Origin of the sequence: Pseudoalteromonas sp. DL2-H2.2 (genome assembly GCF_021532535.1) — a bacterium.
GTDB lineage: Bacteria > Pseudomonadota > Gammaproteobacteria > Enterobacterales > Alteromonadaceae > Pseudoalteromonas > Pseudoalteromonas rubra_A.
The window spans coordinates 343,896-366,402 of record NZ_JAKGBD010000001.1; the positions used below are offsets into that span (position 1 = coordinate 343,896).

Below are 22,507 nucleotides of genomic sequence, written 5' to 3' on the forward strand. Positions count from 1 at the left end.
CGGGAGCCCTCCACTTGGACGTGTGCCCACTCGTACCACATGAGAACGACGATTGATAATCGTCGCAGACTCGGCGTCCCCGCTCACTTAGCGCTTTTCATGGGTGAAAAACGTCTCGAGACTTGCGAGGGCGCACAGCAAGGCTTTAGCGCGGCCTTTGCGCAAGGTGAAATGAGCTGTTTTAGCTGGATTTAAATTGTGCAGCAATCAGTATTTCCACTCGTATAAGTTATCAATATCTTTGATATACATTGAAAAATTACTGTCTAGCTGGGCTCTGAACTTGCTTTGATTCACCTGTCTGAATATCATCATCCCGTGCTCGACACGGGATCTATTGGCACACGTTACGAATTGATATATTGCCAAAAAGTTGAATACGCCTGAGCAACAGTTCTGTGTAATTGAAAGTTGGATGACTGGATTTTTTTATTTATCCTGCTCAGCGTGTCCCCAAATACACTGCGGCCAGGATAAATAGAGCAACCCACAGTAATGGCCATAACCCGATATCATCGCTGCTTTTAAGCCTCGCTTGAGAGGGGTTAATGCCACCAATGTCTTCAACCTGGTCAAAGTCAAACTGGGCAATTGATAAAGGGCATCCGACATGAATTTTGCTATCGGCAGAGCCAGCTCCAAGTGCTACTTCTCTGAATGCCCTGACTTCAATCATAGTAAGCCCCCCTTCTGTTTTTTCCATTGGGTGTATAACTGTTTTCGGAGTCAGTTTCAGAAATTTACCTTTGTAGAATGTGGAAAACGCATGTTGTAATATTTTTTCTCCAACATGGAAGTCGGAAAATAACAGCCTGGGATGAGAAAATGGGTTAATGACCTGAATGTCAGGTGACGTGAGCTCATTTGCCTCTTTACCAATGGCTGCAATCACTTTTTTGCCTGATTTTGTTGATTGTAATGCCAGTAAGGGGACATCCTCGTAAGTTTGCTTCGTTTTTATATCTGTGACTTTTAACTGGTCTTCCCAAATTTGCACATATAAAACAGGCGCAAACTTTTTTTGAATCCACTTCAACATATTGAAACCCTTTTAAAGCAGGGCTTCTATATTACCATCAAAACAGGTTTTATGTGTTTGTCTTTGAGTGAGCAGTGAATCACTTGAGTCGCCCTTTAATGAGCGCTTATATATCTTGTTCATAGAAGGAAAAATAATACACCCATACGAGCCCAAAAGAGGTTTATGTAACCTCACCGAACTCCAGTAAAAATGTAAGCAATGATGAATAGCTTATGTAGTAGAAATTTCACTGGTTAACTTACAACTACATATTTTTTAGATAGTTAGAACGAATAACTATCCAATTAGGATTGCCAATCTGTCACAATTCAATACAACCGAAACAGTCGGTTCGGTGATAAGTAAGGTATTCGCATGCTAAGGTATTCGCATGCTAAGGTATTTGCGGTATTGGATATGGTAAGCCGCCAGAGGAAAGTCATATGCAAAAAAAGACAAACATAAAAATTATGATGTTTATTTGGGCTGAACGGCTTCCGCTTATCTTTTCGTTGGTTATCGGGCTATTGTCTGCAGCGGTGTATTACTTGGTCCTGTTTGCCAGCATGGCTGATACCGAAAGTGCTCTGGTCTGGTTGCTTGGAGTTGGGCTTGGTGGTGCCAGTATCGGATATCTGGCGGGATTGAGTGTCGGAAAGCAAGTATACCGTGAACAGCAGGGCACTGAGCCATCGATAACTGACGGCTATGAACAATCGAACAATGGTGATTAGCTCTGGATTGAATAAGTAAACCAGACACGAATGATTTCCTCGGTAAATGAAGGAAATGGAATGAAAACAACAAGAAAAACAATGGCCAGCGCCTTTTTAGGTTTGCTTTCTCTGGGAGCACAGGCGAAAGCTGACTGCACAACCGATTGTCAGCTGAGCAAAGTAAACCAGTATTTTGATGCGCTGGATACGGTCTCGTATAAAGGCTCTACGGTTGCGGATATTGATGCCCTGATTAACCTTATGCACGATGAGGTTAAGTACGAGCATATTGAGTATCAGGCTAATTTTGATAAGCCCGCCTGGCGACGTGCTTTTTTACGTAACCTTGAAAGCGGTCGCTACGATAGTGCAACCAGCCGTGAGATCCGGGTATTACGTACGATCCCGGGTAAAAGCCACATTGCGGTGGAGTACGCCTATGGCGTTAACCAGGCTGATGGCAGCTGGCAACAGCAAGAGCCGATGCTGGCTGTATTTGGTTTTAAAGATGGCAAAATTAGCCTGATCAGAGAACTGTGGTAGTTTGGCTTCGGGCTGGCTAGAGAGCCGGGCAACTATTGACGATGAGCACCTGATTAAAATATCGGATGATTTTGTCATACCCGGTTGGTGCAAGGTCAATATGACCCGTACTTTTTTTACTGATATTGGCCATCTGAATATCAAGGGTGAATGTGCTGCTACCTTTGAGTCCTTCGCGAAAGTAATGGGGCCGCCAGCTCTGAACATCCAGCGCTGTGAGAAAGGCCAATGTGTGGTTGAGTGTTTTATCAGAAATGCGTTTGTCACACACAGAGAAGGTTTGGCCTGAGTCGGTTTTACTCAGGCTCAAGTTTTGGTGATCGTAATACAATAATGACTTATTTCTATATGAACCTGTTTCAAATTTGACGTGCTCGGCCGCGAGCGGCCCTGATATGATTAATATCAGGGCGCAGGCGGATGCTGCGTGTCGTTGGTTAAAAATCATAGCTGATCCCGACATACGCCGTACGCGGCATGCCAGGTTGGATACGGGTTCGGCCAAAGCGCTCTTCGTTTTGTAGTGCATAGGTTTTGTCGGTGAGGTTGGCTATCCGGGCGTGAAGCTTTACGCGCTTAGTGAGCCGGTAGTTGGCCTTGAGGTTAAACACGGTATAACCCGAGTAACTATCGGTATTTTCAACGCTCAGGTAATAGTCGCCGATGCTTTTGGCTTCCGCAGTTAGCCTGAGCCCTTTAATGGCCTGGCTGCGGTAGTTGAGCCGGAAATTGGCAACATATTCCGGTGCCATGTGCAGGCTGTTACCCGACAAATCTTGTTCCATCGACTCGCCCGTCTCGCGGTGAATCCGCCCCTCATCGCGAATGTAATGACGGAATTCATGGTCAGACTGGCTGTATGCCAGCGCGGCAGAAAATGCGCGGTTAAACTGGTAGTTCAGGCCAAGCTCAAAACCTTTATGTCTGACACTGGAAGCATTAACCCGGTAAGAGGCGCCCAGATCACTGAATGCCGTAACAATGGCGTCGTCCACATCCATCAGATAGTAAGCCAGTTCAATTGACAACGCATCCAGGTTGGCTTTGTAGCCCAGCTCATAAGTATCGGACGTTTCTTCTTTCAGGCTGCCAAGCTGTGCGCTACTCTGGCGACTTTTCAGGTGATACATTTCAGGTGCCGTGGGTAATCGCATTGCATTGGCAAAGCGTGCGTAAACACTGGAGTGTGCATTCAGCAGATAGTTCAGGCTCAGCTTAGGACTGAGATGGCTAAAGGTGTCTTTACGCGAGGCGATGGAGCGATAACCAAAGCCGTCGTCTTTGTATTTTGGCAAGGCATTGTCGAACTCGTATTCACTGTGGTCAAACCGTGCCCCCAGCGTGTAGCTGAGTGCATCGCTAAAATAGCCGATATGCTGAATGTAAGGTGACACGCTCTTGAAGGTAGTGGTGTCATCGTAGAATACATGCCCCTGTGGATATGTCGCCGCCCCGCGCCCCGTGGTAATCCGGGTAGTGGGCTGAAACGAATAGGTGTCTCCGGACGTATGCTCCAGATCAACGCCTAGTGTCGTTTGAGCACTGCTTTGGTGAGACCAGCTGGCCAGTGCCAGCAGGCCGAATGTGGTGACTTGTGTTTCTTCTACCGGGAAATTGGGCTGCCAGGTAGCGAGGTGCTCTAATGTGCGGTGACGCGCGTAAGGGATAAGGGACACGCTCAGGTTTTTGTCCTCATACAGATATTCAGTGCTGAGGCGCATATAATCCGTGGTTCTGCGCGGATCCAGAGCTACCACCTCGTCAGGCAGGCCTGACTGAGAGGGATCTTGTTCAAATTGGTCTATGCTGAGTGTGGTCAGGATCTGCTGATCAAGGGATGAAGCGATCAGTGAGGTGGTCAGGCTTTGTTTGTCGTCCAACTGATATTCGTGGCGTACGTCCAGCTCGGCTTTCTCAACGGCATTGTGATCTCGCCAGCCGTCGTTATCCAGGTAGGCCGCCGATACGCGCAATCCACCCTGGTTGTTATCCAGCCAGGTGGTGCTGCCATTTATCCTTGAATAGCCATGCTCACCCAGCGTCAGGCCCAGCGTATTCTTATCTGCTGTGACGGGTTTTGACAGTACGTTGACTGTGGCTGCAACAGCGCCTGCGCCATGCAGGCTGGTCCCTGCACCACGGAGCACTTCAAGGCGCGACAAACCAATATTACTGGTGGTCCACCACAGTGCGTTATGGGTATAAAAGGCCGCCGATTGCAGTGGGATATTGTCCTGCAAATATAAGGTGTAGCCGTCAAAGTTTATCGGCATACGCACGGCCGCATTGTGCCCTTGTCCACCTGATAGCTGATTGATCAAAACGCCCGGTATGGTTTGCAATGACTCTGAGATATGCTGCGCATTGTCGTCAGCAATGGTCTGTTCGGATACCTGACCCACACTCAGTGCCAGGTCGGTATTGGCTTTGGCTGTACGGGTTGATGTAACCGTGATTTTTTCTATCTGGTCAATACCTGCTGTGTCAGCAGCAGCCTGTGCTGAATATGCCTGTAGCAAGGCAAACGTTAACGCAGAAACAGTCAAACCGGGTTTCATGAAGACCTCTTTTTTCGTTCAGGAAGCTGGATGATAATCCTGCCACGCAAAAATGTACAAATTATGCGGTCAGTATACGGTGGTGTCTTTATTGCCGATCTTTGTCTGACGGAGCAAACCAAGTTGGGTACATTGGTAAAATATGTGTTAACTTTTGTCTGTAAATGATGACTTGTGACTATGAGCTATGCCCCATACGCCCAATTTTGAAGATATACGCTACTTTATCGAAGTGGCCGGTACGAGAAATTTATCTCGCGCTTCTGAACGCCTGGGGATCACTCAGCCCAGTGTCAGTGCCGCGATGAAACGACTGGAACAGAGTTTTGGTACCGACTTGCTGGTACGGCACAAAAATGGTGTGGCATTGACCAAAGCGGGTGAAGTATTGCAAGAACAGGGACAGCGTTTTATGACTGACTGGAGCCGGCTGAAGTCGAACGTCTACCAGGCAAACGGTGAAATGGCCGGAACCTTCACTCTGGGTTGCCACCCTTCCGTGGCACTCTATACATTGCCTCACATACTTGGGCCCTTAAATACTAAGTACCCTGGTTTGATATTCAATCTGGTCCATGACTTGTCAAGGAAAGTGACAGAGCAAGTGATCAGTAATGAAATCGACTTTGCATTGGTCATCAATCCCGTCAGACACCCTGAGCTGGTGATCCACAGTTTGTTATTTGATAATGTGACACTCTGGTGTGCGCAATCCACGGATGTCACAGAGCGCGAAGCCCTGCCTTTGTATTGTGACCCGAATCTCAAACAAACACAGCAATTGCTTAAGTCCCTGCCCGACTTTTCCCATCATCAGATTGCGTCTAATAACCTTGAAGTGATCTCTGCCCTGGTTGCCAGTGGGCTGGGTTTGGGGATTTTACCTGAGCGCGTTGCCAGGCGCGCACCGGCACCCCTGACAACGTATAGCGCAAAAATAAAGCCAGTTCCGGATGAGCTGTGCTTTATTTATCGGGCTGATAAGCAAAATCATGCGGTCAGTTCACAGTTACATCGCGAGATTAAACAGCTGCTATCTGATTAGCGCTTATCTTGTCTGTGGCGTTATATTTGGTCACAGTCAATGGCACTGACAACGGCATGTACATCCGGGTTATTGGAGAGTTTTTCAAACAGTTCGCCAAAGGTTTCGCCACCTTTGGTGCGTATGGTAACAACCGTGCCATAGTATTGAGTTGTCAGGTCGAATGTATAAGTCATCCCGGCGCGTGTTTGTGTGCCCGGGCTCAGCTCCGTAGACCCTTCGGTGTTGGGGTAGTAGTTATCGACGACCAGGCTATCGGCCAGGATTTGATAATTATCGGTGTAACTGTTGCGTCTGTTGAGGGCAATGCCTATACCACAGTTGCCACCATGCATTTGCGGGTACACGACAAAAAGCTCGGCTGTGTTGGCGTTGTTTTGCAAGGTTGTAAAGTTGCCGCTTCGTTTTATCCAGTCGCCTGCATCTGCGAGTGCTGAGGACGTGGCGACCAACGTAGTTAAAGACAAAGCGCGCAGGGTGTGTTGGATGGTACCATTCATTGTATAAACTCCTGTTTTATTAGTTCTCCAACTGTAAAAAAGCGAGGCAAATTAATAAAATAGAAGTTATCAATCTATGTGATAGGCAAATCCAATAGCATCCATGCGTGACTAGTGATTGTGTAACTCACCGGCCAGTTGCTGTGCCTGCGTGATTTCATCCAGCGTCATGCGTTGTTCCAGGTAATTTCTGGTCCACTCAACGCGACTATATACCTCACTGTCCTGGCGGGTTTGCAAAAAGTAATGACTGTATGCCAGCGCCTGAATATAGTTTTGTCCGCCTGTGTCAGGGTCCAGGTACTGATAGCCACGGATCAACTGCAAGGTCGCTTTCTCCCCACCCAGCAATGCGGCTTGTTCAGTCACCTGATATTTTTGTGCCGTGAATGCTTTCATGCGAGCAACCTGCTCATCTCTGGTGAGTTTGCTGAAATTCAGTGCCTGATGCACTTCTGCCGGGGCAAGTCGCCACAGTGTATCGGCTGCTTTATCAGAGCCCATTTTGGCTGCATTTATTAGCTTCTGTACATAGTTTTCATCACGGCTGGTGTTGTTCAGACAGCGTTGATATCTGGTTTTCATGGTTTCGATTATCTCGTGCACTTCATCGCGAGATAATGCCTCTTCAAGCCATTGATTGAATGCTTCGTCGTTACGCGGAACGTTGCGACACTGGCGTATTTGCATGGCTTGTTTAAACAGTGCTTCAGCCGGCTCGGCCTGCACTTGTTCCTGCTCGGGTTGCTGGTGTGTCGTGTTGATAATTGTATTCGTCAGGTCCGGGTGCTGAACCTGTTCGACAACGGGGTTAGCAACTTTGATATGCTCGGATTTATGCTGATCTTGTGGGTAAAACACTAACACACAAATAGAAAGACATAGGCCTGTCAGCAGGCCAATAGGTGTACTACGCATTAAAAACTTACCTGTTGATGAAAGGCGCCGCATCATTGAAGCGGCGCCCGAGATTAAAATCCGTTTTTAAGAGTCTGGTCCCGGTCCACCACTTTGCCCTGATGGATCACGGCGTGAATTTTTTGGGTGTTCTGAATATCTTTTATCGGTGAGGCATCGAGGATCACAAAGCTTGCCTGAGCACCGGTTTGCAGTGTGTTATCAATGCCCAAAAAGGAACCTGAGCGTGTGGTGGCTGCGGCCAGTGCTTGCCAGTTTGTCATGCCAGCCTGGGTGAACTTTAGTATTTCTCTGTGCACAGAGTAACCCTGAATAGTGCCGTAGTTACCGGCGTCTGTGCCTGCTAAAACGGTTACACCGGCTGTTACCAGTGCGGCCAGGTTAGCGGTTCTTTGTGCATCCTGTTTACGCCATTTGGCCTCCCGGTCGCCCCACTTCTTCATGGTTTCTTCGCTCTGGTAACCTGCAATGATGGCTGGGGTGGTCATGGCTTGCAGCAGCTCTGAGGCGATCACTGTTTTATCGAACAAAAAATCCGTCAAATCGGTGTGAACTGTCATGGTGGGGATCACCACCATCTTTGCCTTGGCTATTTTATCAGCCAGCCCTGTTGGGATGGGGGTACCGGGAATGTGTGTAAAGGCTGTGGCGCCCACTTCGAGGGCATCACTGACCTCCTGCCAGGTTTTAAGGTGAACAATGGTCTTGATCCCCAACTGGTTACTTTGCTGGACGATGGCTGCAAAGGTGGCCTTATCAATGGAGGGTTGATCGTCACTGGGCTGATATACCACTTTAATCACATCCGGTTTGGCTTTAGCCAGGCTTTGCACCTGAGCGATAGCCTCTTCAGGGGTCGACATAGTGCGTGTTTTCAGGCCGTATTCTGTGCAGTGGCCTTTTGGTGCGGTCAGACAAGATAAGCTGCTGTAGATATCGGCACCAAAAAAGGTGCCTGCTCTTTGTTGTTGCCGCGCGTTTATAAGGCCTTGCTCGTGGCCAAATAAGTCTACAAAACCGGTCACACCTGCATACAGCACGCGTTGAGCGATTTTTTCAGTACCGGCAAAGTCTGATTTGGCATGAGGTGCCCGATTGCCAAACGCATGAACATGCATGTCGATCAGCCCCGGAATCAGCCAGCGATTATTGAGATCCAGAGTCTGACCTTTAAAGTTGGCTGGCGGCGCAGAGTATTCAGCGGCTATCTTGCCTTCTTTTACCAGCACCGCACCGCGGCGGATCGTTTGCTGGTCGACATCGACAATCTGCACCTGAGTGAGCAGCAGTGCGTCTGGTGAAGCGGCTGGCGTTTCACTCGCATGGCTGAACTGTGCCACCGAAAGCATGGCGAGTGCGGCTGAGAGCTTTGTTATTATTGTTTTCATTAGCTGGTTCCTTGAGCTGGGCGTGTTTTGAAATTGGCTTATTTTCAAGCCCTTAGTTTGCCTATATAAATACATTAGTGCAATGCAAAGTGTTCTGTGCTGCAGATTGTAAAGGGGGTTTACGCCAAAGTCAGCGCGTTCCCAGGCCAGGCATAACGCGCTTATCTCACGTTTTCTTGTGGTGGATGACAAACATGAATATTTAACTGTTTTATATACAGTATTTTGTGATTTACTGTGTGTCTATGATTGCCGATGAGCCGGTATTTTACGAAAAACTGGGATATCGACTGGTTGCCCCAAAAAGCCAGGGTATGACCAAGAAGTTCCAACCTCTCAAATAAGTTAAGGACGACTATGAAACAGAATATTGCGCACGTAGCACTGGTGGTTAATGACTACGACGAAGCGCTCGACTTTTATGTTGGTAAACTCAAGTTTGAGTTAATTGAGGATACCTATCAGGCGGAGCAAGATAAACGCTGGGTAGTCGTGGCACCGCCTAATTCTCGTGGGATTGCTCTATTGCTGGCAAAGGCCTCTAAACCCGAACAAAAACGCTTTGTGGGCAACCAGGCGGGCGGTCGTGTGTTTTTGTTTTTAAGCACCGATGATTTTTGGCGTGACTATGAAGCGATGAAGGCCGAGGGGGTTCAGTTTGTACGTGAACCCGCAACACAGGACTATGGCACGGTGGCTGTATTTGAGGACTTGTATGGGAATTTGTGGGATCTGATCCAGTACTGCGATGACCACCCGATGTCTCGCAGGGGCTGCTAGCATCCAAAGTAACATGGCAAGGTCGGGGTGAGCAAAAGATACTTACTGATGAGTTTTCCTAAATAGAGTACACTCATGCGCTCATCCAGTGTCATGTCTTTTAGGGTCATATAACAATGATAAAAGTGGATTACGCTCAATATACTCTGGAAGAGCTTATGGAAGCTCAGCAGCATATAAGCACTGATTCGGAAAATTACCCAGCCCTGATGGCAGAAATACGCGCCCGGCAGGAAGAGGTGGATATTTACGAACAACAGCAGGTGAAAGCGTCATTTCACAGTGCAGAAATGCGGGTGAAGGTAATAGGGTATGTACAGTTACTGGCTGCGCTGGTGATGACGGTTGGCCTGATTATTGGTCCCTTTGAGTCGGGGTGGTCACTCATTAGCCTGCCTTTTATCGTGCTTAGTGCGGCGGCTGGCTACACCGTCATCAGTGAGCAGGTAAGGTGGTACTGGCTTTCCATATTGAATCAGGGTTTACAGCTTGTTAGCTTCTCTTTTGGGGTACTTAATTATAAATATACCGGGCTGGGAGGTATCCAAATTGGTTTTACCTGGCTAACAGAGTTCAAATTGTCTTTTGGCATTTTGCTCTCTTCGACTGTGCGTGTTACGGGGCATACAGAGGCGCTTGCGGAGAATGCTGTTCACATCGATGTGCTTGCTTTGGTGTTTATCCTTGCCCTGCTCACCCTGCGAGAGCGTCAGCAATAGCCCTGTTTTGATTTTTAATGTGGCCGCTCGGCCACATACCCCGCCTATCTAACCGCTCCACTTATATCTTAATAGTCTTTCTTATTCTTATTATGAATATGTGATATTATATCTTAATTGTGTTGTGTGAGCTGTTACCTGTAAACATTGTGGTGTACTCAGCTTGTTGATTAAGAAAGGTAAATAGATGTTATTTGAGTTAGAAACCTATACCCGCCACGCTAAGTGGCTGGGCCTGGCCGCCATTGGTGTCTCTGTGCTTGCCTGGACGGTGGAGTTAATGGGTGCCGTTTATGTTTGTCCATACTGCCGTGTACAGCGCACTGTGATTGGCCTGCTTGGCCTGATTTTATTCTCGGGTGCTGCGCGTCACTGGCTGGGTAAGTATGCGGCGCTGGTTATGGGATTCTTTGGCGCAGTTGTGGCTGCTAATCAGCACTTTATGGGCTGGAAATCGATTTCGGCTGGTAAATTTGAGTTTCATGACATCCTGATCATTGACCCTTTCCTGCTGTCGGGCCTGGCAATGACGGCAATTATAGGCTTAGTCTGGTTAGTCACCCGGCAAGAAAAGTGATTGTGTCTGGCATCATTGTGTTTACTATTAAAGTGATTTGATCGAATGTGCTGGCACAGCTGTTGAGGTGTCAGCATATTTGCTTTAAGGAGATACGATGCAGTATGACATGTACATTGTAGATGCCTTTACCCAGGCACAATTTAAAGGCAATTCAGCTGCGGTGGTCCCGGTTACGCAATGGCCAAAAGACGCAACAATGCAGCACATTGCGGCTGAAAACAACCTCTCCGAAACTGCGTTTATCCGCTCGGTAGAGACCGCTCAGGGTGAGCACTTTGAGATCCGCTGGTTCTCTGTGCTGACAGAAATTGATTTTTGTGGTCATGCGACACTTGCGGCGTCGTTTGTGATTTTTAATCACTTAGGCGTGCAGGGAGAAATTACCTTTATCACCCGTGAGGTGGGCCGTTTAACGGTTAATCAGCTGACCGATCAGCGGATTGAGATGAGTTTTCCCAAGCAAAAACCTGAGCCCATAGCCGAAGTCCCCGGCGCATTGCTGGAGGGGTTGTCTGAACAGCCTGTACAGGTACTCAGGAATCGACAAGCTTACTTTGCGGTGTTTGATAACGCGGCTGTGGTCGAGCAGTTAACTTACCACAGCGATGCACTTAAACAACTCGCCCCGTTTGACGTGGTGGCAACTGCGCCTTCAGAGCAATACGATTTTATTTCCCGCTATTTCTGGCCTGCCAACGGTGGTGACGAAGATCCGGTAACCGGTTCCATTCACGCCGGACTGGCCCCTTATTGGGCTGAGCGCCTGGGTCGCAGTGGGCTGGTGGCCTATCAGGCGTCGCAGCGCGGTGGGGTGTTGCACTGTCAGGTGGGGGAAGAGCGAGTACTGATTTCCGGGTTTGCGGTGTTGTATTTGCAGGGCACGATTTTTATCGCGGATTAAGCAAAGCCCGAAGCGTCGCGCTTCGGGCTTTGCTGTTTTAGGCCGGTTTTTCATCCTTAAGCTTTTCGTCCTTAATAACGGCAACCAGCAATGCCGGTAAAAAGGTCAGACTGAGCAGCGTTGAAACCAGAATACCGCTGAGTACGATAATACCTACGCCACGGTACAATTCTGTGCCCTCTCCGGGGATAAGCACCAGGGGCGCCAGACCAAAAATGGTGGTGGTGGTTGACATCAGTATTGGTCGCAGGCGTTTTGCCACAGCCTGCTGAACTGCTTCTTTGACCTTTAGCCCCTGCTCCATCACGTAACGGCGAGTCTGATCCACAATCAGGATTGGGTTATTGACCACAGTACCCAGCAGGATCAAAAAGCCCAGCATAGTGATCATGTCAAACGGCTGATGGAAAGCACTGAGCCCCATTGCCGATAAGGCACTGTTGATGCCATTCACGGTCACCAGTCCTAGCAAGCCACCGGCCATGCCCAGCGGCACGGTTGCCAGAATAAACAACGGGTAACGCCAGTGGGTAAAAATCGCCACCAACAGCAGGTAGCTCAGCACCAGTGCTATCACAAAGTTGCCAGACAGCGACGACTTAGTGGCCTCCAGCTGATCTGCCGCGCCACTGATGTTGACCTTAATGCCCTGGGCAATTTTGCCTTGCTGCCAGAGGTTAGGTAACAGCTGCTGACGGACTATCTGCTCGGCGGTTTCCAGTGCTACGTCTCTGGGTGGAATGATATAGACAGTAACCGTTCGGTTGCCATCAACGCGGCGCACTGAATTACTGTTTTTACTTTCAACCAGATCGGCCAGCGCATTAAGTGGCAGAATTTGCCCGTTGGGCGCGATGATAGGTGTGGTAGACAGCTGCTCTATGGTCTGGCGATTGCCTGCGCCACTGAACAGGAACATGTCGATTTTGTCATCGTTCAGGATAAACTCGTCTACGTACGCGCCATCACTCATAGCAGCCACCGCGTAACCGAAATCCCGGTTGTCGAGATTAAGCTCTGCCAGTCGTGCCCAGCGAGGCTGGATCTCAATCAGTGGCTGGTCGAGCGTCAGCGATCTGGGGTCTGAGTTGATCTGGGGCTTGTCAAAAAGTTTATCTGCCTCTGCATACACAGCTTCCGCCGCGCTGTACAGATCGGTGATATTCGCACCGGCAATATCGACGGCCACGGCACGTGTTCCGCCATCGTTGCTGGAAATAATTGAACCACGCGCAGAGAATGCACGCATACCTTCATAGCTTCTGAACTTGTCTGTGATGGCATTCATCATCTGATTAATATGCTCCGGCTCGACCGGGGCACTTAAGAACCAGATCCGCCCTACCGACACCGACATGGCGTAGTATTCCAGTGGTGGCATATCCGTTTTACCAGCTAAAAAGTCGCTGTTGTCGGCCTGTACATAACCATCAAAATAGGCGCGCAACTCGGTGCCAATTTTTTCCATTTCGGTCAGGTTATAGTTGGGTGGCGCTATCATCATAGAAAAGGCTTTGGGCTCCTCCCCTTCCGGCAGGTATTCGGCGGCAGGCATTAACGTCGCGGCCAGACCCATAATAACCACAATAAACGCGGCACTGGCAATGCGTGCCTCAGTGGTGGTGCGGGTAAACAGCTGAGACAACTTCAGCCAGTAAGTGCCCAGTTCAACCTGACGTTTTTCTTCCAGATCCTGTTTTTTACCAAAATTTGCCAGCGCTACGGGCACCACAAAAATGGCGACAAGCATAGAGGCGATAATGGCACCAGAAATGGCAATGGCAATATCTGAGTAGAGCTGTCCGGCTTCCTGCTGCACAAATAAAATCGGGGCGAACACCAGGACTGTGGTAGCAGTGGATGCCAGTACCGCAGGCCAGACTTCCTTCACGCCATTGATGGCGGCTAAGCGCCGGCTGACTCCTTCACGTTTGGCCTGCACAATAGACTCCAGCACCACTATGGTGTTATCCACTGTCATGCCGATGGCAAAGGCAACCCCGGCCAGCGAGATCACATTGATGGTGCGGCCAAAGCTCATCAGCGCAAAGAATGCGGCGATGGTACATAACGGGATCCCCATCACACCAACCAGAGTCGCACGGCCTGAGCGCAGGAAGAAATACATAACTAAAGTAGCCAGCAGTGCACCCAGCGCCAGGTTGGTCCAGACGTTCTCTAGTGAGCTTTTTACATAGCGCACATCGTCGCTGAGCAGGGTCAGTTCCAGGCCGTTTTGTGCCAGTAATTGCTGATTAATTTCCTCAACCACAGGCAACATTTGCTCTTTGATATCGAGTACATTTGAGCCGCTTTCGCGACGTACCGACAGGCGTAAAGTGCGCTCCCCGTTTGAATAAGACACGCCGCGTGTTTCGAAGTGATCCAGAGTGACGCTGGCCACATCTTTGAGCAGAACATTGGCGTTGCCATCACGCTTGATGATGAGGTTTTCCAGTTCGTTGAGTTGCTCAAAACGGCCAATCACACGTAACAGGTAGCGGCTTTCACCACTTTCGATATCACCCCCTGAGGTATCACGGTTACGGTCGCGGATCACGGTTCTGACATCGCTCAGGCTGATGCCGCGCTGGGCGAGGCGTGCGGCATCGACCTTGATTTGGATCTGCCGTTGTGCACCACCGCCAATGCCTACCTCAGAGACTCCGGAGACGCTCTCCATACGGGGGCGAATATAATCTTCGGCATAATCTCGCAGCAAGTCCATGTCCAGCTGTAATGGGTTACCCGGCTGGGGTTTTAGCAGGAAAAACATAAAAGCGTTGCTGGAGAAGGAACTGGAAAACAGCCGCGGCTGGTCGACATTTTCCGGATAAGCAGGCACCTGACTGAGCGCATTATTGACCCGGATCAGGGCGTCGTTGACCTCAACGCCGAAGGGGAACTCCAGCTCTATGGTGGCCTCGCCCATTTCGGCAAATGAGATCATACGTTGCAGGTTTGGCAAGCTGCGCAGGTAGCGCTCCTGCTCTATCAGGATTTCTTTTTCTACATCCTGTGGCGTGGCGCCTGGCCAGCCCGTTTGCACCGTAATGGTTCTGACCTCCAGGTCCGGGATCATCTGTACGGGAATGTTCAGTGCTGATACCAGCCCTAAAATGGTGGTGATCAATACCATCACGGCCACCAAGGTGCCGCGTTTTACCGCTGATTCTATCATTGTAAGTTACCTGCCCTGGCGCTTATCTGAAGTTGTGTACCTTCCTTTAACAGCTCAATGCCTGTGGTGATCACCGGCTCGTTTCCTGTCAGACCAGTCACGGCAACATAGTCTGGTCGTGTAGCGGTGATGGTTACCATCTTACGTTTGGCTGTGTTGTTATCGGCAATAAACACGCTGCTGCCGCCATCTGGGTGTTGTTTAACCGCCTTTTTAGGGATCCAGACAGCCCCATCTTGTGCGCTCAACAGCAGATCGGCCTGGGCCGACATACCCGGGGTAAATTGCGCATGTACCGCCATGGAGTCGGTTAAATCAATGTGGGCGGTGAAGGTGCGGCTGGATGGATCGGTTACAGCGACGATGCGGCTGATCTGTGCTTTGATGGGCTTAGCTGCGTTGATATCAGGCGTGACCATAACAGGAAGGTTGGGTGTTGAGCGTAACAGAGGGAAGTATTCCTGCGGCACATTGACCACAATCCGCAAGTCCGACTCAGCAACCAGGGTAAAGAGCGAATTGCCCGGCGTGACCCACTCGCCCATGTCCACGGTGCGTTGCCCGATGACGCCTGTAAAGGGGGCATACAGTGTGTGACGATTGAGTTTTTCCTGGGCTAGAGCGACCAAAGCGCGTTGTTTTATCAGTTCTGCTTTGGCGTTGGCCAGCGCTGCGGTGCGCTCGCCAATCAGCGTTTGCGCCACGCTCTGCTTTTTAGACAGGGCTTCCACCTCATCTAACAGTCGCTGCGCTTCATCAACCGAGATTTTTGCTGCCTGAGCACCGGCTTTGGCCTGGGCCAGGTTTAGCTCGGCCAGTGTGGCGTCGAGTTTGAGTAAAGGCACTCCTTTGTTGACGGTATCACCGGCATCAACAAGTAGAGTTTGCACTAGTCCCGACTCCTGGCTGGCCAGCTGTGCATGGTGCCTGGCCTCGACTGAGCCGCTGAGAGTCATCACCCTGGGTTGCTTTGTCGCACTTGGGGTGTAAACCTCAACTTGCGTGGTTTGCGCTGTGCCCGTGTTGCTGTAAAACAACACAGTGGCGATCAGCATAACGCTTGCGATAACGCGTGCGGTAATCTGCATATAAGCCTCTAATGATAATAGTTTTCATTTAATTCTATGGATCTTTTGACCATCAAGCATGCGATTTGCGATTAAACATGCGTTTTTTGCTATTTATGGTTTACCAGGTGATCGCTGAACCATCATAACTATAGAACCCGCCGCTATCTGATGCCTGTTTACTCTGGATCAGGTCAATCAGGCTCTGTGCCACAAAATCGGCAGTAAATAGTTTGCCGGGCGGCACGTTTTTTTGAAACGGCACAGACAAGGCTGTGTCGGTGGTGCCCGGATGAAACGCCAGTACGCAGCAGTTTGGCAGTTTGTAGCGCCATTCAATACTGATGGTTTTGAGCGCCATATTGAGTGCGGCTTTTGCACTGCGATAACTTATCCACCCACCCAGTTGGTTATCAGAAATACTGCCAATGCGTGCAGACAGGGCAACAAAATAAGTCGTCTGTTTGGCTTTTAGTGCCTTGGCAAAATGTTTGGCCAGCAACAGTGTTGGCAGGGTGTTGGCTTTGAGGTTTTCGTTAAAAAAGTCGGGATCAAATTCCTGAATGGATTTTTCCGGCAGTTTGTCTGGGGTATGTAGCAGCCCTGTTGCATTGATCAGCATATCGACATTTGGCAGTTGTTTAGCTAAAGCGCGAACGTCTTCTTCCCGGCTTGCATCAAGTTCAACCCAGTGAATATGGCTGGACTCAATGTTGGGTTTTGTGGTGCGGTATGTTGCATAAATTTGGGCCTTGGGTTGTTCACTGGCAAAACGTTTTACAAGTGCCTGTCCGATACCGCCTGAGCCGCCTACAATTAAAATGATCACCTGCTTTCCTCTGCTTAGGTTGTGCTTTTATTCTTCTATTAAACGGGTCATCCAGGCAATTGGATCTGCCGGATGAGATCGGATTTTTACTAACTTGGCGCTGCGACACCATCGAATCGCCTCCCAAACGTAACAGATCGCTATTTTACTAACTTAAATGAGATTTCGGATCGTGGATTAACTAACTGTATCATCATCCAGATCAAGGTATTACTAACTGAGCCCTGTTCAGATCATATTTTTACTAACTATAAGCGCGTGACAGCAAGTTCTGATGAAAAGGCCGCCATTTTTGACGGTTGTGACTCGGTTTTGTGCGCAAAAATAACGAGCTGATAGCGTCACAGGAAAGGCTGGATCATATTTTTACTAACCTATTTGTCAGAATGATCGAAACAGAGATCAGCAATTTACTAACTCTACCTATACTCAGATCGTATTTTTACCAACTGATATGGCTGTTCACCCCTATGAGATCATCATTTTACTAACTTCAGCGGCACACAGGGCAGCTCAGATCGAGGTTTTTACTAAGGGACGGGTTTATCTAAGTGCAAAATAGGCCGAAAACACGGGGGGATTTTAAGCAACTTGGTAATTTTTTGCTCTGTCGGAGCACCGGGAATAGTAGATGAATGATGGTAAGTTTATGATATTAAATGTAAAAATGAGGCTGGAATTAAATCAGCCTCATTTTATAGTAAGTGCGTTTACAGGATGGATAACACTGTTGCTAGCAGCGTTGTTGCAGGGAGTAGGTAAAATAATGATCTTACCCAGCGTGGCCGGAAAGCGAGCATCACTCCCAGTAGCAATACTGCAAGTGCCATCTGGCCGCAGAACATCAGACTGCCATAGCCAACAGCCTGGCTGATATTCAGTCCAAGTGTTAGTAAAAGCATGATCCAGGCTGTGATCAGATAACGCTGACTAAGTGTCTGATCAGGCCGGGTACCAAACACCGCCTTGTAGTGTGGCGTTTTAGCCAGCGCGAACGCCGTAAAGCTGCCCAGGCACAGCAAGGTCGCAATCAGATACATCATGCTGCACGCTCCGTGCGTGCGCGTTGTGGTCGGGTTTGCTGTGCAGACTGAAGCTTGTTGCTTTGCCAGAAGAACACGGCTGCGGCCAACAAAGCGAGTATGTCGAACATGAACAAGGCCCACTGACCATTGCTTGCGTAACTGAGTAAGTTGCCTTGTGTGGTCAGCGCATTACACAGCGGCAACAGCAGCCAGGCCAGTGCATTGACCAGTGCCAGGGTGCGCCAGCCTTGTTGGCTGCGCCATTTGGCGGCGAACAGGGCGGTAGCGGCCCAGGTTAGGAAAAACGCCAGTACTTCCTGATCGGCACGGCCGTTGAGATCGACGGGCAGTAATCGATTGGCATAAAAGAAAGCCGCGGTAGCCAGCGGCAGTCCCATGATGGCAGCCAGATTGAGAGACTCGACCAGCTTAAGGCCAAAACTGGCTGACTGAGTGGGCTTTTGACGCTCGCGGATCCGTTTGGCCCACATTACGCACCCTGTGGCTATCATGGCGCAACCTGCCAGACCGCAGAGGAAGTATAGCCAGCGTAAGCCCGCAGAGGCCAGGCGGCCGGTATGCATGGCAATCATGCCGCCATACAATTGCGCCGCAGCGCTGTCTTCCAGATGCACAGTGTCCAGCAACTCGCCCGTTTTACCAGAGTAGAGCCACACGGCCTGCTCGTCTTTAATTTCGCTGCGGTTAGCACCGTAGATTTTCATTACCGCCGCTGCATCCTGGGGATGATCTATGATGATGCGCGAAATAGGTTGCTCTGGCCAGTTAGTAAAAAAGTGATCCAGAGATTGAGCGAATGCTGGTGTGCTCAACGCTTCATGACTCTGCTGGGGGCGCTGCCGCTCCGGGTAGAAGTCTTTTCTGAATTCCTTTACTCCATCTTCATAGACGGTTTGTGCCGGATAGGGAAAAAGCGTGAATATGAGTGTGATCAAACCGGTATAGGTGATCATCAGGTGAAACGGTAAGGCCAGTACTGAGCTCAGGTTATGGCCATCCAGCCAGCTGCGGCTGCCTTTGCCGGTTCTGAACTGGAACATATCCTTAAAAATACGCTTGTGGATCACGATGCCGGAGATCAGTGCAACCAGCATAAACAGACTCGCCAGACAGACTATCCAGCGTGCGGTTGTGCGGTCCATATAGTGCAGGTCAAAGTGCAGTCGGTAAAAGAAACTGCCTCCTTTGGTTTCCCTCGTTGTTATGGGAGCTTTGCTGTCGGCGGCCAGATTATGATTCACCCAGCTGGCTTTTTCTCCTGGCTGGGCATAGGGCAGATGCGAAACACGCAGCAGAGGATTGCGCTCGGACGGCAAACTGATCCACCACCGTGCAGCATCTGGCGCCTCACTGTTTAAGCGGTTAAAGCCATAATCCAGCAAGTCTTGTTGTGAGCTTTGCACTGCCATGCTGTGTTGATGCAACTCAGGTTTGCTCCATAAGGTAATTTCCTGGCGGAAAAAACTCAGTGTGCCGGCAAAGAAGACCAGCCATAACAACCAGCAAAACAACAGTCCAACCCAAGTGTGTAGCCAGGTCATGGAACGGAAAAAACTGTCTTTCATTATTATCCTCTTAGTATCAGGAGCAGCATAAATTGCAAAGTAGCAAGCAGCAGGAATCCGCCACAGAGGAAGCGAAGTGACTTTATTGCAAATACGGCGATAAATATAAGGCAGTGAATGAGCACACTCAGGCACACACTGAATAACACAGCATCAACTTTGGAAACAGGAAGCAGCAAGCTCATCAGGCTGATAGATAGCGCAGTGAGTGCATACCCTCCGAAAATAGCCATTGCAAACCGGGCAACGACATTCAGTCGGTAAGCTGTAAAGTAAGCAAAGTAAGACGATAGCGGCATACTTGTTCTTTGATCAAAAATAGGGAGGCGAATTATCACTGAATCGCGCTATAAATAACAGTAATTATCATTAGCAAATGCGTTAAATGTACAAATAATAATGTCAAAAGGAATATCAAATTCCACTCGACTTGAGCCCTGAATATTTTATGAGCTTACTTTGGCCCTCTTTAATTCGAGTGCAGCCTGATATACTGGCAAGGTCCTGTGAGGTTGCGAGGAAATAGTCTTGGATATTATTGAGCGTGTGAGGCAATGTACTGTGTGCCGGGGAAACCTGCCTTTTGAGCCCAGGCCCGTGATCCAGGGGCTACCCACAGCAAAAATTCTGATCGCCGGACAGGCACCCAGCCTGAGCGTACAAAAAACCGGAATACCATTTAATGATGCCAGCGGCAGACGACTCAGAGAGTGGTTAGGCGTGACAGAGGCCCAGTTTTACGATCCGGCCTTGTTTGCCATTGTTCCTATGGCTTTTTGCTATCCGGGTAAGGGAAAATCTGGTGATTTACCGCCTCCTAAAATCTGTGCTCAGACATGGCGTGCACCGCTGCTGGCGGCATTTAATCAAATTGAATTGACCATTTTGATTGGCCAATATGCGCAAAGCTATCACTTAGCCGATTTCGTGAGTGTGTCGCAGGCGGTGACCGACTGGCAAGCGGGTTTACCCGGGCAAATCGCATTGCCCCACCCCAGTCCGCGTAATCAATTATGGGTACGGAAACGGCCCTGGTTTGAGGCCGAAGTATTACCCGCGTTAAGGGCCAGAGTTCGGGATGTTTTAGGAAATCTTGAATAGGTTAAACCCTGTGTTTACAGGCTTTTTGGTCCGCAAATGTAAACTTTTGGAAAATGAATTAACTCATATGGGTTGCTATTTGGTACTGTATGGCTCATAATTTGGGGTGAGTTAGAATTACAAATTTTAACAATTACATTCAAAGGATTTGAACATGTTCTATCGAATTTCGGGTTGGTCAGCTATTGTGGTGTCCCTGCTGGCACTCTACCCAAGCTATCAAACGGGCGCACTGTCCGTTATCGGTTTCTACCTTGGTTTATTCGCACTGCTTCTCTCCTCTTTCGCCAGTCATACCGGCAATTTAATTTACTATCGCAGCGTGTTCGTTTTTTCTGTGTTAAACGTGTTTTTTGTCAATGACGGTACGTGCGTGATGTTACTGGCCGAGAATAATGACTGGGTATATATCGGATCTATGTACGGTATCTTTATTGTTATCAGTAGTATTTGCGGCTTTTTGGTCAACAAAGACAGCTTTTTAATGAATATGGCGCCCAAGGCTAAACGCGCGCGGTAACGCATACGGTAACCTATACGATAGCGCATGCAATATCAGAGTGCGGCGATGGTTAAATGCCGTATGCTAGTTTACAAAGTGAACGTGGGCTTATACACTTGTGGCGGTTTTTAAAACAGTTTTAGCTGATAATACAAATTCGCAGGAGCGATAAGTCGTGTTCGTAGTGAATATCACGTACACCGTTACGCTGGAAGAAATTGACGCACATTTGCCTGCGCACAGTCAGTTTTTGCAGCAGTATTATCAGCAAGGTGTGTTTTTAGCATCCGGCAGAAAGGTTCCCAGAACCGGAGGAATGATATTCGCCACCGCAAAAAATCAAACTGAATTAGAAGCCATTCTACACAACGACCCTTTTTACCTCGCCGGACTGGCGAATTACGAGATCACAGAAATTGAAGTAAGCAAGACTGCCAGTGGTTTATCACAACTGCTAACCCTTTGAATCAGCAATAATGCATTGCTGAACAAAACCTATAATTGGGCGTTCATTAGAGCGCGCATTGATAGTGGTATAGCAAAGTGGCCACGCGCCAGTTTTGATGCTTTGATATCAATTCAGCTTACATTCCTTTTATTGCTTTGCATGATATCGCTATGGCTTGTTCTGCCACTCTTATTTTGACTGCGCTTTGGTTACTTTGTCTGTAACACCACTTTGCAGCAATCCAACGGATTGCTATAAACGGAGAACATTATGGCCAGACTAAATAACAAAATAGCCCTGATCACAGGCGCAGCTCGTGGCATTGGTGCCGCAGTGGCAACATGCTTTGTTGAGCAAGGCGCAACCGTCATTATCACCGACAAAAACACGGAAGCTGCAACACAGCTGTGCGAAAAGCTTGGAGAAAATGCCCATTTTCATCTGTTGGATGTGTCGCAAGAGTCGCATTGGCAGCAGGCGGAAGCCTTCGTCAAAGCACAATTTGGTCGGCTTGATATTTTGGTTAACAACGCCGGGATAACGGGGTTTTTGGAAGCGGCAGGTCCGCATGATCCTGAGCATCTGGATTTAGAGAGCTGGCACACAGTGCAACGCACCAATAGTGACGGCGTTGCATTAGGCTGCAAATATGGGATACGGCTAATGAAAGCATCGGCAGCGGCCAGTATTGTTAATATCTCTTCTCGTTCAGGGCTGGTGGGGATCCCGGCAGCCGCCGCATACGCAGCCAGCAAAGCGGCCGTGCGCAATCACAGTAAATCAGTTGCTCTGTATTGTGCGCAGCAAAACTACCCGATCCGGTGTAATTCAGTGCACCCCGGGGCCATTCTCACGCCCATGTGGGATGCCATGTTAGGTGAAGGCGCAGCCCGTGAAGCGGCCATTGCCGGTATAGCGGCCGATATCCCGCTTGGTCATATGGGTAATGCCAGTGATGTCGCTTATGCTGTGTTGTATCTGGCTTCTGATGAGTCCGCCTATGTAACGGGTATTGAACTGAATGTGGATGGTGGGATCCTCGCGGGCAGTAGCGCAGCGCCTAAATCAAATTAAGCTAAGTCAAAGTGGGCCGGTATAT

23 protein-coding genes and 1 pseudogene are annotated in these 22,507 nt (G+C 49.1%); 12 read left to right on the top strand and 12 right to left on the bottom strand.

The genetic code is table 11. The annotated features are described in order from the left end of the window. Positions 1-442: 442 nt before the first annotated feature. On the bottom strand, positions 443-1,039 hold the full coding sequence (locus L1285_RS01295; RefSeq protein WP_235410657.1) for a rod shape-determining protein: 597 nt from the start codon (positions 1,037-1,039) through the stop codon (positions 443-445). 425 nt (positions 1,040-1,464) lie between these two features. Here L1285_RS01295 and L1285_RS01300 point away from each other — a divergent pair, with 425 nt between their 5' ends. Both L1285_RS01300 and L1285_RS01305 read left to right on the top strand, forming a co-directional pair. Then, the gene (locus tag L1285_RS01300; RefSeq protein ID WP_235410658.1) at positions 1,465-1,755 is read left to right on the top strand and encodes a hypothetical protein; all 291 of its coding nucleotides are present in this window, start codon (positions 1,465-1,467) and stop codon (positions 1,753-1,755) included. A 60-nt stretch (positions 1,756-1,815) separates the two neighbouring features. After that, positions 1,816-2,280, top strand: a complete 465-nt coding sequence (locus L1285_RS01305) for a nuclear transport factor 2 family protein (protein ID WP_235410659.1) — start codon at positions 1,816-1,818, stop codon at positions 2,278-2,280. A 16-nt stretch (positions 2,281-2,296) separates the two neighbouring features. Here L1285_RS01305 and L1285_RS01310 read toward each other — a convergent pair whose 3' ends face one another. Together L1285_RS01310 and L1285_RS01315 are read right to left on the bottom strand one after the other, a co-directional pair. Then, positions 2,297-2,728, bottom strand: coding sequence for a hypothetical protein (locus L1285_RS01310; protein WP_235410660.1), 432 nt, complete (start codon positions 2,726-2,728; stop codon positions 2,297-2,299). Then, positions 2,718-4,838 (bottom strand): TonB-dependent receptor, encoded by a 2,121-nt coding sequence (locus L1285_RS01315; RefSeq protein ID WP_235410661.1) that lies wholly within the window; start codon positions 4,836-4,838, stop codon positions 2,718-2,720. Before L1285_RS01315 ends, L1285_RS01310 begins: the two co-directional genes overlap by 11 nt. Positions 4,839-5,025: 187 nt before the next feature. Between L1285_RS01315 and L1285_RS01320 the strand changes: the two genes are divergently transcribed. Continuing rightward, positions 5,026-5,883: a LysR family transcriptional regulator gene (locus tag L1285_RS01320; RefSeq protein WP_235410662.1), complete on the top strand. Its 858-nt coding sequence runs from the start codon at positions 5,026-5,028 to the stop codon at positions 5,881-5,883. Between the two features lie 20 nt (positions 5,884-5,903). Here the strand turns inward: L1285_RS01320 and L1285_RS01325 are convergent, their stop codons facing one another. From L1285_RS01325 to L1285_RS01335, 3 genes are all read right to left on the bottom strand, one after another. Then, complete coding sequence (locus tag L1285_RS01325) at positions 5,904-6,383, bottom strand: hypothetical protein (protein ID WP_235410663.1); 480 nt, start codon at positions 6,381-6,383, stop codon at positions 5,904-5,906. 111 nt (positions 6,384-6,494) lie between these two features. Continuing rightward, positions 6,495-7,301 carry a hypothetical protein gene (locus tag L1285_RS01330; protein ID WP_235410664.1) on the bottom strand — a complete coding sequence of 269 codons (807 nt, stop codon included), beginning with the start codon at positions 7,299-7,301 and terminating at the stop codon, positions 6,495-6,497. Between the two features lie 53 nt (positions 7,302-7,354). Beyond that, positions 7,355-8,689, bottom strand: coding sequence for an amidohydrolase family protein (locus tag L1285_RS01335; RefSeq protein WP_235410665.1), 1,335 nt, complete (start codon positions 8,687-8,689; stop codon positions 7,355-7,357). A 239-nt stretch (positions 8,690-8,928) separates the two neighbouring features. On the opposite strand from L1285_RS01335, the pseudogene L1285_RS23795 reads away from it, so the two are divergent. From L1285_RS23795 to L1285_RS01355, 5 genes and pseudogenes are all read left to right on the top strand, one after another. Continuing rightward, positions 8,929-9,033: pseudogene (locus L1285_RS23795) on the top strand (GNAT family N-acetyltransferase); the annotation flags it as partial. Positions 9,034-9,046: 13 nt separating this feature from the next. After that, positions 9,047-9,469, top strand: a complete 423-nt coding sequence (locus L1285_RS01340) for a VOC family protein (RefSeq protein ID WP_235410666.1) — start codon at positions 9,047-9,049, stop codon at positions 9,467-9,469. Positions 9,470-9,585: 116 nt separating this feature from the next. After that, complete coding sequence (locus tag L1285_RS01345) at positions 9,586-10,188, top strand: hypothetical protein (RefSeq protein WP_235410667.1); 603 nt, start codon at positions 9,586-9,588, stop codon at positions 10,186-10,188. Between the two features lie 187 nt (positions 10,189-10,375). Next, entirely contained in the window at positions 10,376-10,765 is a 390-nt protein-coding gene (locus tag L1285_RS01350; RefSeq protein ID WP_235410668.1) for a disulfide bond formation protein B, read from the top strand. Between the two features lie 97 nt (positions 10,766-10,862). After that, positions 10,863-11,669: a PhzF family phenazine biosynthesis protein gene (locus L1285_RS01355; RefSeq protein ID WP_235410669.1), complete on the top strand. Its 807-nt coding sequence runs from the start codon at positions 10,863-10,865 to the stop codon at positions 11,667-11,669. A 37-nt stretch (positions 11,670-11,706) separates the two neighbouring features. Here L1285_RS01355 and L1285_RS01360 read toward each other — a convergent pair whose 3' ends face one another. From L1285_RS01360 to L1285_RS01385, 6 genes are all read right to left on the bottom strand, one after another. Beyond that, positions 11,707-14,850: an efflux RND transporter permease subunit gene (locus L1285_RS01360; protein WP_235410670.1), complete on the bottom strand. Its 3,144-nt coding sequence runs from the start codon at positions 14,848-14,850 to the stop codon at positions 11,707-11,709. Then, entirely contained in the window at positions 14,847-15,938 is a 1,092-nt protein-coding gene (locus tag L1285_RS01365) for an efflux RND transporter periplasmic adaptor subunit (RefSeq protein ID WP_235410671.1), read from the bottom strand. The genes L1285_RS01360 and L1285_RS01365 overlap by 4 nt, the downstream gene beginning before the upstream one ends. Before the next feature lie 100 nt (positions 15,939-16,038). Further along, the gene (locus tag L1285_RS01370; protein ID WP_046006304.1) at positions 16,039-16,746 is read right to left on the bottom strand and encodes an SDR family NAD(P)-dependent oxidoreductase; all 708 of its coding nucleotides are present in this window, start codon (positions 16,744-16,746) and stop codon (positions 16,039-16,041) included. Positions 16,747-17,456: 710 nt separating this feature from the next. Continuing rightward, on the bottom strand, positions 17,457-17,789 hold the full coding sequence (locus tag L1285_RS01375) for a DUF3325 domain-containing protein (RefSeq protein ID WP_235410672.1): 333 nt from the start codon (positions 17,787-17,789) through the stop codon (positions 17,457-17,459). After that, positions 17,786-19,357, bottom strand: a complete 1,572-nt coding sequence (locus tag L1285_RS01380) for a PepSY-associated TM helix domain-containing protein (protein ID WP_235410673.1) — start codon at positions 19,355-19,357, stop codon at positions 17,786-17,788. Before L1285_RS01380 ends, L1285_RS01375 begins: the two co-directional genes overlap by 4 nt. Before the next feature lie 2 nt (positions 19,358-19,359). Further along, entirely contained in the window at positions 19,360-19,656 is a 297-nt protein-coding gene (locus L1285_RS01385; RefSeq protein WP_235410674.1) for a hypothetical protein, read from the bottom strand. Between the two features lie 229 nt (positions 19,657-19,885). Here L1285_RS01385 and L1285_RS01390 point away from each other — a divergent pair, with 229 nt between their 5' ends. The 4 genes from L1285_RS01390 (at position 19,886) to L1285_RS01405 (ending at position 22,482) form a co-directional block, all read left to right on the top strand. Then, complete coding sequence (locus tag L1285_RS01390; RefSeq protein ID WP_235410675.1) at positions 19,886-20,458, top strand: uracil-DNA glycosylase family protein; 573 nt, start codon at positions 19,886-19,888, stop codon at positions 20,456-20,458. Between the two features lie 154 nt (positions 20,459-20,612). After that, a complete protein-coding gene (locus L1285_RS01395) occupies positions 20,613-20,978 on the top strand; it encodes a hypothetical protein (protein ID WP_235410676.1) in 366 nt (121 codons plus the stop codon). 166 nt (positions 20,979-21,144) lie between these two features. Then, positions 21,145-21,426, top strand: a complete 282-nt coding sequence (locus L1285_RS01400) for a YciI family protein (RefSeq protein WP_235410677.1) — start codon at positions 21,145-21,147, stop codon at positions 21,424-21,426. Positions 21,427-21,678: 252 nt separating this feature from the next. Continuing rightward, the gene (locus tag L1285_RS01405; protein WP_235410678.1) at positions 21,679-22,482 is read left to right on the top strand and encodes an SDR family oxidoreductase; all 804 of its coding nucleotides are present in this window, start codon (positions 21,679-21,681) and stop codon (positions 22,480-22,482) included. Positions 22,483-22,507: the final 25 nt, after the last annotated feature.